This window comes from Pseudaminobacter sp. Soil_N_29, assembly GCF_057656055.1.
The window spans coordinates 406,417-423,320 of record NZ_JBDGLC010000003.1 but is presented as its reverse complement, the minus strand read 5'-3'; the positions used below and the strand labels follow the sequence as shown (position 1 = coordinate 423,320).

The window sequence follows — 16,904 nt, the reverse complement described above, 5'->3', positions numbered from 1 at the left end:
CCGGCCTTCGGCCAGGCGCCATGTGCACGTGCTTCCTTCTATAGGGACGCCGCCACGCGCTTTCAACGCGGCGACCGCGCGCATTCGTCGATTTGCTTACGAAACCGCCGCTTTAGGCTCTTTCATCGCATCGCGGCGCCGCTCGTAGACTGCATAGCGCGTCGCGTGGCTGTCTTTTTCGCCCGCCGGCACGTCGATCGCGCTGACAAGCTGCCAGATATCCGGATCGATGTCGGGAAAGCGCGTGTCGCCCTCAACCTCGGCCAGCACATGCGTGACATGCAGCCTGTCCGCCAGCGGCAGCGCCTCGCGGTAGATCTCGCCGCCGCCCACGACGCAGATCTCGTCGGCACCGGCCATGCAGCGCGCACGCGCGGTGGCCAGCGTTATGGCCTCGGCCAGCGAGCCGACTACCTCCGCGCCCTCGGCACGAAAATCCTTGTCCCGCGTCACTATTATATTCAGGCGGCCGGGCAGCGGCCGGCCGATACTCTGCCAGGTCTTGCGGCCCATGATGATCGGCTTGCCCATCGTGTCGGCCTTGAAGCGCTTCAGGTCGCTGGAAAGCCGCCAGGGCAGCCCGCCCTCGCGCCCGATCACGCCGTTTTCGGCTATGGCCACATAGATCGCTAGTCTCATCAATTGCCGCTCCCGTCTTGGCTGGCTTCAGCGCCTTCCGGGTCGGGATGGCTGAGGATCAGAATGTCGAGGTTGCGCTCGGGATAGAAATCCTGCGCCTTCATGCGAAAGGTGGTCGGGCCGATCTTCTCGACCTTGCTGCCGCAGAAGCTGATCAGGTTCTTCGCATCGCCCTTGTCGACGGTCAGCGTGAAGTCGCCGATGGTTCCCATGGCCCAGTTGCCGCCGGTCTTCAGAATGTAGGACAGGCGGTTCTCGTAAAGCGCCGGATAGTCGCTCGGGGCTGCCTTTACTGCCTTCAGAACGGCCTTCTCGAATGCCGCGTCCATGCAGTAGCGCCGCTTGTAGTCTTCATAGGTGGCTCCGGCGAGCCTGCCGCCGCCCATGAAAGTCAGGCCAACGCTGCCGCCCAGGCTCGGCTGGTAGCGGTGCGACACTTTCACCGCCTGGCCCGCCGGGAACACCGTGCGCCACCAATAGGTCGAGCGCAGCTGCCAGAAGGGCGACCGCTCGCGCTTCCAGCCCGAGCCGTCGTCATATTCTTCGATCATTATAATGCCGCGGTCGATCCAGTCGTCGGCGACCTCCTGCGGCAGCGCCTGCAGCGACTTGGTGGTTTCCGGACCGAACGGATAGAAGGGCACGCCGTGGGCCTTCAGCTCGTCGGAAATGTCGATGCCGACCGCCATCGCCCGATGCTCGAGTTCAGGCTGCACGTCCGTGCCGTCGACGAAGACCTCGAAGCCGAGGAAATTGTCGTCCTCGCGCTTCGGAATGGCCGGCATGAAATAGGGATTGCCGGTTATCTCAGGCATCGGAAAGGCCACGATGGTCGCCACGTCCTTGTCGGAAGTGTTGCGAAACACGTAGTCCACCGTGATCTTTTCGCGGGAAATGAACAGCTCTTCCTTTTCCATCGCCACGACATCGCTGCGCGACAGGATCAACCCGCCGGTGCCGAGCTCTGCAATGGAGTCGTTGGCCAGCGCCGGGGCCGGAGCCAGGAACGGCAAGGCGAACATCAGGCGGCGGAACATGGAAAAATTCTCCTCGCGCAGCGCCTGGCACGAGTCGGCCGACGCGGCGGTATCTAACCCTCCGGTCGAAGCACAATCAAAGCAAAAGGCGCGGCTGCCGGACTTTCCACAAGCGCTCGCGCCGCATCTCAGCTGTCGGGGTGAGGCAATTTCGCGGTTGATCTCGGCATTTCTGCACTAGCGAGGCGCTGCATCGTGCAATAGACGGAAGCCGGATATCCTTGGCCGGGCTCCCGTCCCAAGGCCGGAACGCCGCCGCGTGGTTTCTCGCCTGCGGCTGTCCTCGTGGAAAAGTATAGAAGGTATTTGAGATGCTGGGCTGGTTTCGGGCGCTGATGCCGCGGGAAGACCGCTTCTTCGATCTGTTCACACGGCATTCCCAATTGGTGGTCAGCGGCGCCGAAGCCCTGCAGGGCCTGCTGGCCGGCGGCGAAGAGGTCGAGAAATACGGCCGGCGGATCGTCGAACTGGAAACCCAGGCCGACGCCATTACCCACGAGGTGATGCTGGCCGTGCGGCGCAGCTTCATCACCCCGTTCGATCGCGGCGACATCAAGGACCTGATCCAGTCCATGGACGATGCCATCGACATGATGCGCAAGACCGTGAAGACGGTCAGCCTGTATGAACAGAAGCGGTTCGATCCGCTGATGCAGGATATGGGCAGCATCATCGTCTCTGCCGCACGGCTGATCGACGAGGCGATCCCGCTTCTCAACAAGGTCAACCCGAACGCCCCGCGGCTTGCGGCGATCACCGAGGAGGTGACGCGCATCGAGGGTCGCTCCGATGAGCTGCACGACCAGGGCTTGAAGGAGCTGTTCCGCGTCCACGGCCACAGCGATCCGATGGCCTATCTCATCGGCAGGGAGATCTACGGACATCTCGAAAAGGTGGTCGACAGCTTCGAAGACGTCGCGGACGAGATCAGCGGCATCGTCATCGAGAACATATAGCGCCTCGTGATGGATGCCTCCCTCGCCTTTCCGCTGCTGGCCGGCCTGATCGCGGTCGCACTGTTCTTCGACTTCCTCAACGGCCTGCACGACGCCGCCAATTCCATCGCCACCATCGTTTCCACGCGGGTGCTGCGGCCGCAATATGCGGTCGCATGGGCGGCGTTCTTCAACTTCATCGCCTTCCTGTTCTTCGGCCTGCATGTGGCCCAGACGCTGGGCACCGGCATCATCAATGCCGAGATCGTCAATCCGCAGGTGATCTTCGCCGCCCTCATGGGCGCGATCATCTGGAACATCCTGACCTGGATCTTCGGCATTCCCTCGAGCAGCTCGCATGCGCTCATCGGCGGCCTGGTTGGGGCTGGCGTGGCCAAGGCCGGCGGCGGCGCGGTGGTGTGGACGGGCCTGCTCAAGACCTCGGCGGCGATCGTGATGTCGCCGATGGTCGGTTTCCTGCTTGCGCTGAGCCTGGTGCTGTTCGTGTCCTGGCTGTTCATCCGCCAGACGCCGTTTGCGGTCGACCGTACCTTCCGCGTCATGCAATTCATCTCGGCGTCGCTCTATTCGTTGGGCCATGGCGGCAACGACGCGCAGAAAACCATGGGCATCATTGCGGTGCTGCTGTTCTCGCAGGGCTATCTCGGCAGCGAATTCTACGTGCCATTCTGGGTCGTCATCACCTGCCAGAGCGCCATGGCGCTCGGCACGCTGTTCGGCGGCTGGCGCATCGTCCACACGATGGGCTCGAAGATCACGCGGCTAAATCCGATGCAAGGCTTTTGCGCCGAAACCGGCGGCGCCATCACCCTGTTCATGGCGACATGGCTCGGCATTCCGGTTTCCACCACCCACACCATCACCGGCGCCATCATCGGCGTCGGCGCGGCACGCCGTGTGTCGGCGGTGCGCTGGGGCATCGCCGGGAATATTGTGATTGCCTGGGTGGTCACCCTGCCCGCGGCGGCGGCCATCTCGGCGCTCACCTATTTCGCCGTCGGTTTCTTCGCGTGACCGCGGAATGAAAAACGGGAGCGGCCGCTTGTTTCAGGCCGCTCCCGCTTCCTCAGGCTCGCATGGCTTCGCGCCTCACACTGCAATCGGCGCGCGAATGTTCGGGTCGGCCTGATAGTTCTCCAGCCGGAAATCCTCGAAGCGGAAGGCGAACAGGTCGTTCACCTCCGTATTGACCCACATCGTGGGCAGTGGCTTCGGCGTGCGCGAAAGCTGCTCGCGCGCCTGCTCGAAATGGTTCGAGTAGAGGTGCGCATCGCCCAGCGTATGAATGAACTCGCCCGGCTTCAGCCCGCTCACCTGCGCCACCATCATCGTGAGCAACGCATAGGAGGCGATGTTGAAGGGTACGCCGAGGAAAATGTCTGCCGAACGCTGGTAGAGCTGGCAGGACAGCCGCCCTTCCGAAACATAGAACTGGAACAGGCAGTGGCATGGAGGCAGCGCCATCTCGTCAACCTCGGACGGGTTCCAGGCCGAGACGATCAGCCGCCGCGAATTGGGGTTGTTGCGCAACTGCTGCAGAAGGTTCGCGATCTGGTCGATGCGCTCGCCGTTCGGAGCCGGCCAGGAACGCCACTGCGCGCCATAGACGGGGCCCAAGTCGCCATTCTCGTCGGCCCATTCGTCCCAGATCGTCACGCCATGATCGTGCAGATACTTGATGTTGGTGTCGCCGGCCAGAAACCAGAGCAGTTCGTGGATGATCGACTTCAGGTGCAGCTTTTTCGTGGTGGTGACGGGAAAGCCATCGGCCAGGTCGAAGCGCATCTGGTAGCCGAACACCGAGCGCGTGCCGGTTCCGGTACGGTCGCTGCGGTCCACGCCGGTTTCGAGCACGTGTTTCAGGAGGTCGAGATACTGGCGCATTGTTCCGCTTCGATTCGGGGAATGGTCGGGGAAAGCTAATTATAGCGTAAGCCCCGGCTCGCGCCATGCCAACCGGGGCTCATTTCGCGCCTTCTGCCGAGCGGCAGCGTGGGACGCACGCCAAATCAGAGCGCAGCCAACTGTCCCAGCTCCTTCGCGGCAAGGTAATAGAAGGTCACGCGGCTCTTGGTGCGGTCGGCCGACATGGTCTTGCAGACCTTCTCCATCGCGGCATCTGCCTGGGCGTCGTCGGCCACGCCCAACTTCCGGACGATCCAGCTTTCCTTGACGCGCTCCAGTTCCTTGGGATCGGTGCAGGACACCATCGAGGAATCGCGATTGCGCAATGCGATCCCCAGATGCTTCACGATCTTGTCGACCGCCGCAGCGTCGGCGTTGGCATCGTATTTCTTCACGTCTGCGAGATAGTCGGTCATGGGTATCCCCTCGTTGAACAACAACAGGATTTTCGCCCCCGCGGACCGCAAACCGGGCGTTTCCGCGTCCTTCCCACCGTCGCGAAGCTTCCGCGGGGACCAGCGTCGTGTCAAGCACGTGCCGGCGGCGGATAACGCAGATGGGCCCTTTTATTTTTAGCAGACCCTGCCTATATTCGCGCTGTCAGCTTGCCTGACTATGGCAATAAATGGGCGATGCAATAAACCGTTCGGACCCGGGGGCGGTACCCGGCGCCTCCACCAAAAACCGCTTTTTGGAGCGGCTTTTGATGGGGGCGAAATAGGATCGACGAAGGCGTAAAGATCGTACTTTTGCTCGGCATTGTACCACCGTTATCGGGCTATTCTTATAGTTGCCAACGACAACTATGCGGAAGCACGTCTCGCTGCTTAATGCGGCGCGATAGCTTCAAATCAAGCCCTAGCGGTTCGCACCTCTAGGCGGGGTTCGGAGGTACCTGGCAACAGAAACCTCCACTTCTCCCTCGAAGTTGCGCCGCTTTCTTCACCCGTTGGATCAGGGCGCAGCTAACCCGTTCGGACCCAAGGAATTCCGCCGGCCGGTTGCTAACCTGGCGGTAACTTTTCCAGACCGCGACCGGCCCTGTGCCTGTTGCGCTCGTGCGCTATATGCGGTTTACGATAGGGCCGAGCTTGAGTACAGCTAGCCAACTCGATTCACCGGAAGCACGCCCGCATATGCCCGAAGACCAGATTCGCTACGATATTCTTGCCCAGGAAGCGCTGCGGGGCGTCATGCGCAAGGTGCTCGGAGAGGTGGCCCGCACCGGCCTGCCGGGCAACCACCACTTCTTCATCACCTTTCTTACCGGCGCGCCCGGCGTTCGCATCTCCAGTCGGCTGCGCGAACGCTACCCCGAGCAGATGACCATCGTCATCCAGTTCCAGTATTGGGACCTCAAGGTCAGCGAGACCGGCTTTGAGATCGGCCTGTCCTTCTCCGACATACCCGAGAAGCTCGAGATCCCCTTCTCCGCCGTGCGCGGCTTCTACGATCCTTCCGTGAACTTCGAACTGGAGTTCGACGTCAAGATCGAGGGCCTCATCGATTCCATCGAGGAAGAGCCCGAGCCCGAAGTACCTGCCAAGCGGCAGAAGAGCGCTCCGGCCAAGGCCGAGAGCGGCAAGAAGGCGGCAAAATCCTCCGAAGCCGAAAGCGAAGCCCCCGCCAAGGGCGCGGACGTCGTTTCGCTGGACGCGTTCCGCAAGAAATAGGAGGCCCGGCAATTGGCGGAAATCGTCAATCTTCGCCAAGCCCGGAAAAACAAGGCGCGCGCCGAAAAGGAACGCGCCGCGGAGCAGAACCGCATCCTGCACGGCCGCACCAAGGCCGAGAAGACCCGCGACCGCCAGACCGCAGACACGGCTGAGCGTTTCCTCGACGGCCACCGGCGCGAGCGCGGCACCGAAGCTCCCTCACCCTCCTCGGGCGACGACCGGTGAGCCTGGTGCGCAAGCACTCGGTGACGATCCGCGGCCACCGCACCAGCTATTCGCTCGAACAGCCCTTCTTCGACGACCTGGCGACCATCGCCGCCGAGCGCAATGTACCGCTGGCGGCCCTCGTCGCGGAAATCGACGAAACGCGCCCGCGCGAGGCGAATCTCTCCTCCGCCCTGCGGCTCCATGTTCTGGAGTGGGCCAAGCGCAAAAGTGCCGCCGTGCCGGGCACGTCTGCGGAAGCGCGCACCATGTACGGGCTTATCGTCAGGATGGTCGCGCAGCCCGGCAAGCGCGACGAACTGGTCGCCATCATGCAGGCAGGCACGGCGAACATGCCAGGCTGTCTCAGCTATGTCGTCGCCACCGACCCCGCCCACGACGACGCCATCTGGATCACCGAAGTCTGGGTCGACGAGGCCAGCCACAAGGCGTCACTGGCCCTGCCCCAGGTGCAGGCGGCGATCGAGAAGGCGCGCCCCCTGATCGCCGGTTTCGACAGCCGCACCGTCACCGCGCCAATTGCGGACGGTGGGCTGGACGGCAGGGACTAGCCGCTGGCAAGAGGCCGGCTACTTCAGCGAGAGCCGGGTTCCGCTAAAGAAAAGTGCGCGGCGCCTCTCTAAAGCTTCGCCACCAGCGCCGCCAACTGGTCGGCACAGCGGCCCCAGCCCTCATGAAAACCCATTTTTTCATGCGCGTCGCGGTCTTCCACCGTCCAGTGGCGGGCGCGGGCCGTGTATCTCGTTTTGCCGCCCACATCCTCAAAGGTCAGCACTCCGGTAAAGAACGGCTTTGGCGACGGCTGCCACGCCTCCGTAAAGGCGTCGGTGAACACGAGCTTTTCGTTTTCCACCACCTCAAGATAGATACCGCGGTTCGGATAGTCGTTGCCCTCGGGATCTCGCATCACGATCAGGCTGGAGCCGCCGGGACGCACGTCGAGTTCGGCCGCTGGCGTGGTCCAGGGCAGTGGCGCGAACCACTGTTTGAGCAGTTCTGCGTCGGTCCATGCGCGGAAAACCTTCTCCCGCGGCGCATCAATGATGCGGGTCAGCACCAGTTCGCGGTCGGAAGTCGGGGTGGTTTCGATTGCGGCGGTCATTCTCGTCTCCACGGTTGGTCGCTTTCCACTCTAGACGCATGAACCGGCAGAAACCCGACAGCGGTATGCACTTTTTCCGCATTACGGCCGCCGTGGCGCTCTCATCTAGCCGCCGCCGTCCTGCAGGTTGCGCAGCAGCTCTTCTATCGATTCGGGATCGAAGGTGTTCGCTCCACCGGGCGCCAGCTGGTTCGGCCTCGGCGGTGGCGGCAGGGGCTCTCGCTCGATACCGGGCGCCTGCTCCAACTTCCATTCCGCCTCCGCCTTGGCCCTGGCCGCGGCTTCGGCCTTCGCCTTCTTCTCTGCCTCCGCCTTCGCCTTGGCCGCAGCTTCGGCTTCAGCCCGCGCCTTGGCTTCAGCTTCGGCCTTCTGCGCTGCCGCCTGCTCGGCGGCTCTCGCCTCGGCCTCTGCCTTTGCCTTTGCTTCGGCTTCCGCCTTTGCCTGGGCTTCGGCTGCGGCGCGTGCCCTCGCCTCGGCCTCCGCCTTCAGCCTCGCCTCCTCCGCCTCGCGTCGGCGCTTTTCCTCGGCGGCGCGTTCGCGCTCCTGCTGCAGCGCGGTGTAGTAGCGCGCCTCGCGGCGCAGGCGCTGCTTTTCCAGCACCTCCGCCTGCATGGCCTCAACTCTCGCCTGCTCGCGCTCCAGTGCGCGCTGCGTCAGGAACTGGCCGAGCGGATCGCTGTCCAGCGTCCGCCTCGGTGCGGCAAGCGGACCCGAAAGGCTGAAGCGCAGGCTGGGTTCCGAGCCCACCAGCGCCTCGTCGCCCGGCGCGTAGGCAATCGTGCCATCTGCTGCCACCGTGCCGGCATTGAGGTCGGCGCGCAGGTCGCTCGAAAGCCTCGCCTTAGGCGTTTCGAAGCTGAAGGGCGGCGCGCGCAGCACGCCCGCAGCCACGCTGAAGGCTATGTCGGCATCGCCGGCCGCAAGGCTCCCGGAAGCGACGATCTCCGGCGCGAAAGCCGCCGTGCGCGCCGCGTTGACGTCACGGCCGATGGCGTCTGCCTTTTCGATCAGGGTCGGCAATGCTTCGGGGTTCACCCCCGGAACCACGAGCCCTTTCAGCGAGGCCGTGCCCGAGCCGGAAAGCGCGGCGACCAGACCGTTTACCGACTTGCCGCTTGCCGAAAGCGCGGCGGCGATATCGGCGCGGCCCGCCAGCCCGGTTTCGGGCAGGGCCGCCGCGAGATCGGCACCATCCAGCTTTAGTTGGCCGGATACCAGGCCTGTGCCGCCGTTGTTCTTGATCTCGAACAGCCCCTTGAGCCGGCCATCGAAGAGCTTTGCCTCCACATCGGAAAGCCGCAGTCCCTCCTCGTCCAGTTTCAGCGCAAGCCGGGCATCGTGGGCGGTGTTCGTTCCGGCTGTGATGATGTTGGCAACCGTGAGGTCGAGATTGGCGGCAAAGGACGCCAACGGCTTCGGCTGGAAGGCAACCTCCGACCAGCCCTTGCCGGTGGACGCAACCGCCTGCTCGCCGAGCACCATCGCAATGGCCGGATCGAGGTTCAACTCGTCCAGCGCCAGCGCGCCGGTCAGCTGCGGCACGCCGTTCTTCGCCTGAACATTGACCGCGCCCGAAACCGCGCCCTCGTTGACAGCGCCTTCGATCTTGTCGAGCACCAGCAGGCCGCTTTCGTAGTCGGCCTCGGCGGAGAGCGTCAGCGGCGTGCCCATGCCCATGCCGGGCAAGCCGAATCCCACCGTCATCATCCACGGCTCGATGTCCTGGGCGTCGAGCTTCACGTCGCCTTTCGCGCGCGCCTGCCCTTCGGAATAGCCCGTCGTGCCCCCAAACGAGGTTGAAAAGCCGTCGCCGCCGAAGCGGAACTTTGTGTCCAGTCCGCCCGCCGCCGTGCCCTTAGCAGAGAGGGAAAGCTCGCCGGGGCCCGTCAGGCCGAGCGGCAGCGTCGGCAGGCCAGCAAGCGCCATCAGCGCGGTGGCGTCGTCATTGTGCGCCGACAGCGATAGGTCGAGCGGAGCGCGGTCGAGTTCGTCGGGTGTACCCTTGGCAGAAAGCGAGGCCGAGATCGCCGAGCCGCCGGCACTGCCCTCCACGCTCAGTGTCAGCCCGGTGTCGCCCTCGCCGTTGGCCACAGCGCTGGCCACCACATCGATGCGCGCATCCTCGAACAGGCCATGATGCGCGGCCGCGCGGGAGGCCAGGCCCGCCAGCAGCAAGTTTTCCGGATAGTGCTGCGCCGCCAGCCCGATCAGCGGTGCCAGGTCGACCGAAACGATCGAGGCGTCCAGATTGCCGGTCGGGCTCTGCGGAAAGTCCTTGATCCGGCCCGTCGCGCTCAGCGAAGCACCGGCTAGCCCCTCGACCGACAGCCGGTCGATCTCCAGCAGGCCGCTGCGCAGCCTCAGCGCCGTGTCTATTCTGTCGGCGGTCAGCCCGCCTGCCGAAACCGGCCCGGCCTTGATGTCGAAATCGAGGTCGCGGTCGGCAAAACGGTTGGCGCCCTTGTCGCTGACGAAGAGCGAGGCGAAGGCCGAAAGCCCGTCAACGTCCAGCGCCTCGCCGTCGAGCGTGATTTCCACCGACGGGCGCATCTCGGCCGGCTGCCGGCTGTCTATACGTCCCGAAAACTTCGCCTTGCCAAGCATCAGTTCAAGGTCGTCGAAGACCTGGCGCTGCTCGGTCATGTCGACATTGGCCTTGAAGCCGGCGGCAGGCAGGCGACGGATCGCCTCATCGACATCAGAGGCCACCCAGGCGGCAAAGCCGGAAGGCTGCCCCACCGCAAGCAGCAGCGAACCCTTGAAGCCCAAATCGCCGTCGGTGCGCAACAGGCCATCGGCCTCCAGCGTCGTGCGGCCTGGCAATGTCGCGGCCAGCGACTTTACCGCCCAGCCGCCCTCGGCGGGCTCGGCCGACAGGCGCACGTCACGCACCGTGGTGTCGCCAGCCACGATCGCCGGAAGATTGACTTCGATGCTGCCGGGCATGCCAGGCTTGGGCAGGTTGGAAAGCGCCTTTTCCAGCGCGGAGATGCGCTCCGCCAGTGTCAGCCCCGCGTCGGCTTCGTCGCCAGCGACCGCTTCGTCGAAGCGCACCTGAGCGCCCTTGGCCTCGATGGAAAAGCGGGGGGCGGTGCCGAGATCGATGAAAGCCGTGCCGTCGGCCGTATAGGGGTTGTCCAGCGGCCCGGTCTCGAAGCGGAAATTGTCGATGCCAAGCTTGCGATGGTCCAGCGAGAACTGGCCGTTCAGCCGAAAGCCCGGCTCAGCTTTCAAGCCTGCCGCCTTGACCATCTCGCCGTCGCTGCCGCGCAGTTTTTCAGCCGCACGCTCCTCGCCGAGGATCTTGAACTGGCCCGAATAGAGCGCAGCACCGTTTTCGATCCGGGCATTGCCGTCGGCCTCGATGGCGACCGGATAGTGCTCGGGCTCAGCCCTCACCTTGACGCGCAGCTGGCCGTTTTCCTCGTCAAACGTGCCGGTGGAGGCAGAAATTGCGGTCCGCATGCCGTCCACCAGCGCTGTACCGTTGGCCCGCCACGGACCGGCAAGCGACTTGGCCGAGATTTCCGTATTGATCTCGGTCAGGCGATGCTCGCGCCCGCCGGCGGCGTGGCGGATCACGACCTGCCCGTCGGTGACGGTCAGCTTTTCCAGCGCGATCCGCTTCGGGTCGAAGGGCGAAGACGGCCGCATCGCCCAATCAACCGTGCCATCAGCCGCGATGTCGATCGTCGCTCTCGGACGCACCAGCCGCATGTCGAAGATCAGCAATTCGCCGCGCATGAATGGCGCCAGCTCGGCATCCATCGAGAATTTTTCGACCGTCATCGCGGGCTCGCCCTTGGCAGGCCCGCCCACGGCGACATCCGAGAAGGTTACCGACGGAAACGGCAGCAGGCGCGCAGTGGCGGTCCCTTCCACCGTCACCTGGCGCCCGAGAATCACGCTCGCCTCGCGCTCGAAATCGGCGCGATAGGAGGTCCAGTCGACAAAATACGGAGCCACCAGCGCCGCAGTCAGCGCCAGTACGATCAATCCGCCCACAAATACAAAAAGTCGGGCCAGCATCTCACTCCGACAAATCGCCCCAAACGCTCCTGCACTCTACCCGTATGAGCGTGTCGATAAAGAGGCATCTTGGCCGGATGCACAGAACCCGCCCGCCTGCACGATGGGGCACCTCGGTTGGCGGCTGCCTCCGATCAAAGCGCGTGATGGCCGCGCGTGTCGCGCTTGGCCTGCGCGACCTTGCCGGCCTTGCGCTGGCGGCCAAGCTCCATCGGCCGGATCAGGTTCTTGGTCTTGCCGCTTTCCACCGCGCGCATGCCGCTATGTGCATGGCGCGTGTTGAAGTCCGCCTCCCGCGCCTCAGCCTGCTGCTTCATGGCCAGCGCCCGGCGAGAGTTCTCGATCTGCTGCATGCTTGCCGCGAGCTGTTGGCGGCGCTCCACCTCCGTATTCACGCGACGCATGGCCATGGCAAGCACTGCGAGCTTGGTGCGCGATCCCGCATCGCCGGTCACGGGCTTGGCGCCTTTCGGCACCCCCTTGCCGCGGATTTCGCGGCGGCGGCGAAACACATCGCCTTGCGCCTTGTCGCGCCGCTCGCGCATCAGCTTGACCAGGTCGTGGAGTTCGGCGTCGGAAAGGTTCTGGATTAGCGGGTGGTGGGATTTTTCCACCAGCTCGCGCTCGTCGCCGTTCAGGGCCCGGGCTTCTTCCTTGCGTGAAATGGCCATCTCGCTTGCTCCTCGTCGGTGCGCCTGCAGCGCGTTCCGGATTTCGGGCTGAGCAAGAAAATGTTTGGCACAATGCCGGAGCAGTCAAGGGGCAAGGGCGGGGCGGAAAGCTTCCGCCCTCGACGTCAGCGCGGCAGGATCTTCCCCGGATTGAGGATGTTTTGCGGGTCCAGCGCGGCCTTGATCGAGCGCATTACGTCAACCGCCTCGCCGAGCTCATGCTCCAGGAAACCCATCTTGCCCTGGCCGATGCCGTGCTCGCCGGTGCAGGTGCCGTCCATGGAAATGGCGCGCATGTTCAGGCGGCCGACGAATTCCTCCGCCTGCGCCACCTCCTTCGGGTCGCTCGCGTCCATCAGCACCATAACGTGGAAATTGCCGTCGCCGACATGGCCGACGATCGGCGCGATCAGACCCATGCGGGCGATGTCAGCCTCGGTTTCGGCGATGCATTCGGCCAGCCGCGAGATCGGCACGCAGACATCGGTCGAAAGCCCCTTCGCACCTGGCCGCAGCGTCAGCGAGGCCCAATAGGCCTCGTGCCGGGCCTTCCACAGTCTTGTCCGCTCCTCGGCCACGCTGGTCCACAGGAACGGCCCGCCGCCATGCTCGGCAGCGATCTCGCCAAAGCTCTGTGCCTGCTCGGCCACGCTCGCCTCGCTGCCGTGGAACTCCACGAACAGGCACGGGCTTTCGGGATAGTCGAGCCGCGAATGCTGCTTGATCGCCCGCATCTGCAACTGGTTGACCAGTTCTATGCGCGCCACCGGAATGCCCATCTGGATCGTCGCGATCACCGCGTTGCAGGCCGCTTCCACCGACGCAAACGGGCAGACGCCGCCCGAAATCGCCTGCGGGATGCCATAGAGTTTTAGGGTCAGCGAGGTGATGATGCCGAGGGTGCCTTCCGAGCCCACCAGAAGCCGCGTCAGGTCGTAGCCGGCCGCGCTCTTCTTGGCGCGCCGGGCGGTGGTGATCGCGCGGCCGTCGGCCATCACAGCCGTCAGCGCCAGCACGTTGTCGCGCATGGTGCCGTAGCGCACCGCATTGGTGCCGGAAGCGCGCGTTGCCGCCATGCCGCCGAGGCTGGCATTCGCGCCCGGATCGATCGGGAAGAACAGGCCGGTGTCGCGCAGATGGGTGTTCAGGGCCTCACGCGTCACGCCGGGTTCCACCACGCAGTCGAGATCCTCGGGGTGGACGGCGAGGATGCGGTTCATGCGTGAGGTGTCGAGCGAGATGCCGCCGCCCGGCGCATTCACATGGCCCTCGAGCGAGGTGCCGGTGCCGAAGGCGATCACCGGCACCCGGTGCGCCGCGCAGGCCCGCACGATCTCCTGCACCTCCTCGGTGGTTTCGGGAAACACCACCCCGTCCGGCGCCTGGGTGGGGATATAGGTGGTGGTGTGCGCGTGCTGCTCGCGCACCGATGCGCCCGTCTGCAGGCGCTCGCCGAAACGCTGCTTGAGGATGCCCAGCACCGCCGCAATGCCATCCTCGTCGCGTTCAACCATCGCCACGTCGCTAAGAGCCATGCTTTCCTCCGCTATTGGACCATGAGCGGCCGGCGAGAAGAGTCTAAGTGTGTTGCATTCAACAACCGCCAAATGAGGAAGCTGTCAATGACTATCCAGGCCCCGTTCGTCTCCCAGGAGATGGAGATCGAGAAAGACTGGATCGACTACAACGGCCATCTCAACATGGCCTATTACAACGTGATCTTCGACCGCGGCTCCGACGGGGCGCTGGAGCTGCTAGGCATGGGGGCGGACTATGCCCGCGACCGCAAGCTCACGATCTACACGGCGGAAGTGCACATCTGCTACGTGCGCGAACTGCATCTGGGCGACAAGGTCACGGTCAGCTTCCAGCTCATCGACCATGACGAGAAGCGCCTGCGCGCCTATCAGGAAATCCGCCATGTCGACGGCTGGCTGGCCGCCACCTCGGAAACGCTGTCGCTGCATATTGACATGTCGGGCCCGAAGGTCGCCCCCTTCCCCGCAGACATCCAGGCCAAGGTCGACGCCATGGGTGCCGCTCACGCCGCCTTGCCGATGCCAGAGCGCGCCGGCCGCTCCATCGCCATCAAGCGCAAGAACGGCTGAACGCCTAAGCCACCTTCCTGCGACACCGCGCCGCTCACCCCGCGGAATGGCCGACGGCGGGCATCACGCGATGCCTGCCGCGACGGCGCATTTGCGCTGAACAAGCGCGGGAAATCGCGCCAATCGTTAAAATTTTAACGGAGAGGGACACATTAACCTTAAGGGTTTTTGCACAGTTTGAGCCAAGGGGCGGATTGATCCCACCCGCGTGGCGGGCACAATCCCGACGATTCGACTCAACGACCGGAACGGTGGCGGGCGGCAACGTTCGGAGAATTTGCATGAAGATTGACGTGGCGCAGCTCTCCAGCCGCCTTGCATCCGACCACTCAATAAGTGACTATGATTTCTGGCGTGCGTTGAAGACAATAAACAACGAGCTCTATCGCATTGAACGTCTTCAGCTTCCTATCCCGATGAAGATGATCTATGCCCGCGCCATCATTACATCTGCCAGAAACCAGCGTCGCCGCAAGGTAAACTGACTCTGTGCTTGCGCCGCCTGCAAGGCGTAAGCGCCTCCGCAGCACCTCCCCCTCCCGAAAAATCTGTTTTTGAAGCGAGCCCCGCCCGAGAGAATCAGGCCGCGCTCGCCCACTTCGCGTTAACCAAGCAGGCGTGCTGGCGTTAACGAAGGTTGAGAGGCTTGCGCCTCACTCCGCAAGCTTTTCCTTGAGGAAGGCAATCGTGCGCCCCCATGCGAGATCGGCCGCCGCCTTGTTGTAGCGCGCTTCGGAGGTGTCGTTGTTGAAGGCATGCTGGGCGCCCTCATAGACGTAGATCGTGAACTTCTTTCCCTGCGCCTCCAGCGCTTGCCTGTAGGGCTCGATGCCGGCGTTGATGCGCTCGTCCATGCCGGCATAGTGAAGCAGCAGCGGCGCATGGATGTTCGCCACGTCCTCGGTTTTGGGCTGGCGGCCGTAATAGGCCACCGCCGCGTCGAGGTCCGGCGCGTTCACCGCCAGATCGTTGACCACGCCGCCGCCCCAGCAGAAGCCCACGGCACCAACCTTGCCGTTGCCGCCGTCGATCTGCTTCAGATAGGCCACGGTGGCCAGCCCGTCCGCGACGGTCTGGTCGGGCGCGAGCCGGGCAAACATTTCGCGCGCCTTGTCCTCGTCCGACGGCGTGCCGCCAAGCGGCGAAAGGAAGTCGGGCGCCAGCGCGATAAAACCTTCCAGCGCGATGCGCCGCGCCACGTCGCGTATGTGCGGGTTCAGGCCCCGGTTCTCGTGGATGACGATGACCGTGCCGAGATTGCCGCCCGCGGCAGCCGGGCGCACCAGATAACCCTTCATTTCGCCCTTGGAGCCCGGATAGGTGATGTCCTGGCCCTTCACCCGCGCATCGTCCTCCGCAACGATCGCCGCCTGTGCAGCATTTGCAGCCAGCAGCGGCGCGATCGCGGCGGCTGCCGCGCCTGAGCCTGCCAGCTTCGTCAGCTTCTCCATGAAGCCGCGCCGGTCGAGCGTCAGATGCGTGTATTCGTCATAGGCGTCGATCATTGCCTGCGTAATGGCCGGTCTGTTCATCGCTTCCTCCTGCCTCCCGTTCCATCGAGCAAATATGCGAGCGACGGGCATGGTCCAGCCTCATCAAATTTTCGTCAATCGGTGTCAGCCCGGCGGCATCGCCACATCTCAGGGACAAGGCTTCTATTGCGGGCTCGCCATCTGGCGAACCAGCGCGTGTTTCCCGCAGATGCCGCTGTCGGCACAGCCTGATCGTGCCGGAACAGGCGACAACGTCAACGAAGGAGAAGTGCGATGACCTTCAGGACCTTGCTGTCAGCAAGCGCCTTGGCAATCGGCGCAGCATTCCTGGCATTTCCCACCTACGGCTTCGCCGCCAACGCTACCGCCGCCCAGATAGTCCCGGTGGCAGCAACAACGAGCCCGAGCGGCCAGCAGCATCAGCCGCGCAAGATGGGCTTCCGGCAACGCGTGCACGAATGCAAGGCCGAGTGGAAGGCCGACAAGGCATCCGGCAAGATATCGGGCAACGAAACCTGGAAGAAATACTGGAAGAACTGCAACATTCGGCTGAATACCAGCCAGTGAGGCCGCAAACCATGAACGCACAGGAAATCATAGTCGCGGTTTCGAACCAAAGCGGCCTCGACCAGGCCAGGGCGGAAATGGCCGTTGGCACCATATTGTCGATGTTCGAGCACGAGGCGGGCGAAGAGCGCGTCGCAGGGCTCTTCGCCGCCGTCCCCGGCGCGGAAGACCTGGCGCATAGCTACGACGTCATGGCCGCCGCCCAGTCCGGCGGCGAAAGCGGCGGGCTTCTGGGTTCCATCACCTCGGCGATTGGCGGGCTTCTGGGCGAAAAGGCCGGCGCTCTGGTGAACGGCATCGCGCAGCTTCGCGCCAGCGGGCTCGACGCCGACCAGATCAAGCAAGCCGGACAAACCCTGTTCCAGAAGGCCGAACAAGCCGCCGGTCCGGATACGATCAAGCAGATCGTCGACTCCATTCCCGGGCTGAAGAGCCAGATCGGGCTCTGATCCCGCCCCCTCCTCGCTTGCACGCGGAAGTGCCGGCCCCGGCCTTC

General features: G+C 64.1%; 19 protein-coding genes, 1 other RNA gene and 1 pseudogene. 12 read left to right on the top strand and 9 right to left on the bottom strand.

Going from position 1 to position 16,904, the window contains the following annotated elements:
- Positions 1 to 96: 96 nt before the first annotated feature.
- Positions 97 to 639, bottom strand: a complete 543-nt coding sequence (locus AC3A4H_RS10615) for a dihydrofolate reductase (RefSeq protein WP_487766654.1) — start codon at positions 637 to 639, stop codon at positions 97 to 99.
- Positions 639 to 1,676 (bottom strand): DUF4424 domain-containing protein, encoded by a 1,038-nt coding sequence (locus tag AC3A4H_RS10610; protein WP_487766653.1) that lies wholly within the window; start codon positions 1,674 to 1,676, stop codon positions 639 to 641. The genes AC3A4H_RS10615 and AC3A4H_RS10610 overlap by 1 nt, the downstream gene beginning before the upstream one ends.
- Between AC3A4H_RS10610 and AC3A4H_RS10605 the strand changes: the two genes are divergently transcribed.
- The 3 genes from AC3A4H_RS10605 (at position 1,675) to AC3A4H_RS10595 (ending at position 3,646) form a co-directional block, all read left to right on the top strand.
- Complete coding sequence (locus tag AC3A4H_RS10605) at positions 1,675 to 1,857, top strand: hypothetical protein (RefSeq protein WP_487766652.1); 183 nt, start codon at positions 1,675 to 1,677, stop codon at positions 1,855 to 1,857. The two genes, AC3A4H_RS10610 and AC3A4H_RS10605, sit on opposite strands and share 2 nt — an antisense overlap.
- Positions 1,858 to 1,987: 130 nt before the next feature.
- A complete protein-coding gene (locus tag AC3A4H_RS10600) occupies positions 1,988 to 2,632 on the top strand; it encodes a DUF47 domain-containing protein (RefSeq protein WP_487766651.1) in 645 nt (214 codons plus the stop codon).
- A gap of 9 nt (positions 2,633 to 2,641) precedes the next feature.
- Entirely contained in the window at positions 2,642 to 3,646 is a 1,005-nt protein-coding gene (locus AC3A4H_RS10595) for an inorganic phosphate transporter (RefSeq protein ID WP_348777330.1), read from the top strand.
- 75 nt (positions 3,647 to 3,721) lie between these two features.
- Here the strand turns inward: AC3A4H_RS10595 and AC3A4H_RS10590 are convergent, their stop codons facing one another.
- On the bottom strand, positions 3,722 to 4,516 hold the full coding sequence (locus AC3A4H_RS10590) for a thymidylate synthase (protein WP_487766650.1): 795 nt from the start codon (positions 4,514 to 4,516) through the stop codon (positions 3,722 to 3,724).
- 125 nt (positions 4,517 to 4,641) lie between these two features.
- A complete protein-coding gene (locus AC3A4H_RS10585; protein ID WP_487766649.1) occupies positions 4,642 to 4,953 on the bottom strand; it encodes a DUF2853 family protein in 312 nt (103 codons plus the stop codon).
- Between the two features lie 144 nt (positions 4,954 to 5,097).
- On the opposite strand from AC3A4H_RS10585, the gene ssrA reads away from it, so the two are divergent.
- The 5 genes and pseudogenes from ssrA (at position 5,098) to AC3A4H_RS10560 (ending at position 6,989) form a co-directional block, all read left to right on the top strand.
- Positions 5,098 to 5,453: a transfer-messenger RNA gene (gene ssrA / locus AC3A4H_RS10580) on the top strand.
- A 220-nt stretch (positions 5,454 to 5,673) separates the two neighbouring features.
- Entirely contained in the window at positions 5,674 to 6,210 is a 537-nt protein-coding gene (locus tag AC3A4H_RS10575) for an SspB family protein (protein WP_487766648.1), read from the top strand.
- Positions 6,211 to 6,222: 12 nt separating this feature from the next.
- On the top strand, positions 6,223 to 6,438 hold the full coding sequence (locus tag AC3A4H_RS10570) for a DUF4169 family protein (protein WP_487766647.1): 216 nt from the start codon (positions 6,223 to 6,225) through the stop codon (positions 6,436 to 6,438).
- Positions 6,435 to 6,644 (top strand): annotated as a pseudogene (locus AC3A4H_RS10565) (ribbon-helix-helix domain-containing protein); the annotation flags it as partial. The gene AC3A4H_RS10570 and the pseudogene AC3A4H_RS10565, both read left to right, overlap by 4 nt.
- 42 nt (positions 6,645 to 6,686) lie before the next feature.
- On the top strand, positions 6,687 to 6,989 hold the full coding sequence (locus AC3A4H_RS10560) for a putative quinol monooxygenase (RefSeq protein ID WP_487766695.1): 303 nt from the start codon (positions 6,687 to 6,689) through the stop codon (positions 6,987 to 6,989).
- 68 nt (positions 6,990 to 7,057) lie between these two features.
- On the opposite strand, the gene AC3A4H_RS10555 is transcribed toward AC3A4H_RS10560, so the two are convergent.
- The 4 genes from AC3A4H_RS10555 to AC3A4H_RS10540 all read right to left on the bottom strand — a co-directional run bounded on the left by AC3A4H_RS10555 (position 7,058) and on the right by AC3A4H_RS10540 (position 13,775).
- Positions 7,058 to 7,540: an SRPBCC family protein gene (locus AC3A4H_RS10555; protein ID WP_487766646.1), complete on the bottom strand. Its 483-nt coding sequence runs from the start codon at positions 7,538 to 7,540 to the stop codon at positions 7,058 to 7,060.
- 105 nt (positions 7,541 to 7,645) lie between these two features.
- On the bottom strand, positions 7,646 to 11,569 hold the full coding sequence (locus AC3A4H_RS10550) for an AsmA family protein (protein WP_487766645.1): 3,924 nt from the start codon (positions 11,567 to 11,569) through the stop codon (positions 7,646 to 7,648).
- A gap of 134 nt (positions 11,570 to 11,703) precedes the next feature.
- On the bottom strand, positions 11,704 to 12,240 hold the full coding sequence (locus tag AC3A4H_RS10545) for a hypothetical protein (RefSeq protein WP_487766644.1): 537 nt from the start codon (positions 12,238 to 12,240) through the stop codon (positions 11,704 to 11,706).
- A 125-nt stretch (positions 12,241 to 12,365) separates the two neighbouring features.
- On the bottom strand, positions 12,366 to 13,775 hold the full coding sequence (locus tag AC3A4H_RS10540; protein ID WP_487766643.1) for an FAD-binding oxidoreductase: 1,410 nt from the start codon (positions 13,773 to 13,775) through the stop codon (positions 12,366 to 12,368).
- A gap of 87 nt (positions 13,776 to 13,862) precedes the next feature.
- On the opposite strand from AC3A4H_RS10540, the gene AC3A4H_RS10535 reads away from it, so the two are divergent.
- Both AC3A4H_RS10535 and AC3A4H_RS10530 read left to right on the top strand, forming a co-directional pair.
- Positions 13,863 to 14,348: a thioesterase family protein gene (locus AC3A4H_RS10535; RefSeq protein WP_487766642.1), complete on the top strand. Its 486-nt coding sequence runs from the start codon at positions 13,863 to 13,865 to the stop codon at positions 14,346 to 14,348.
- A gap of 281 nt (positions 14,349 to 14,629) precedes the next feature.
- Positions 14,630 to 14,833 carry a hypothetical protein gene (locus AC3A4H_RS10530; RefSeq protein WP_348777340.1) on the top strand — a complete coding sequence of 68 codons (204 nt, stop codon included), beginning with the start codon at positions 14,630 to 14,632 and terminating at the stop codon, positions 14,831 to 14,833.
- A 168-nt stretch (positions 14,834 to 15,001) separates the two neighbouring features.
- Here the strand turns inward: AC3A4H_RS10530 and AC3A4H_RS10525 are convergent, their stop codons facing one another.
- The gene (locus AC3A4H_RS10525) at positions 15,002 to 15,880 is read right to left on the bottom strand and encodes a dienelactone hydrolase family protein (RefSeq protein ID WP_487766641.1); all 879 of its coding nucleotides are present in this window, start codon (positions 15,878 to 15,880) and stop codon (positions 15,002 to 15,004) included.
- Between the two features lie 234 nt (positions 15,881 to 16,114).
- Here AC3A4H_RS10525 and AC3A4H_RS10520 point away from each other — a divergent pair, with 234 nt between their 5' ends.
- Complete coding sequence (locus AC3A4H_RS10520; protein ID WP_487766640.1) at positions 16,115 to 16,408, top strand: hypothetical protein; 294 nt, start codon at positions 16,115 to 16,117, stop codon at positions 16,406 to 16,408.
- Between the two features lie 11 nt (positions 16,409 to 16,419).
- Positions 16,420 to 16,857: a hypothetical protein gene (locus tag AC3A4H_RS10515; RefSeq protein ID WP_348777343.1), complete on the top strand. Its 438-nt coding sequence runs from the start codon at positions 16,420 to 16,422 to the stop codon at positions 16,855 to 16,857.
- The last annotated feature ends 47 nt before the right edge of the window (positions 16,858 to 16,904 follow it).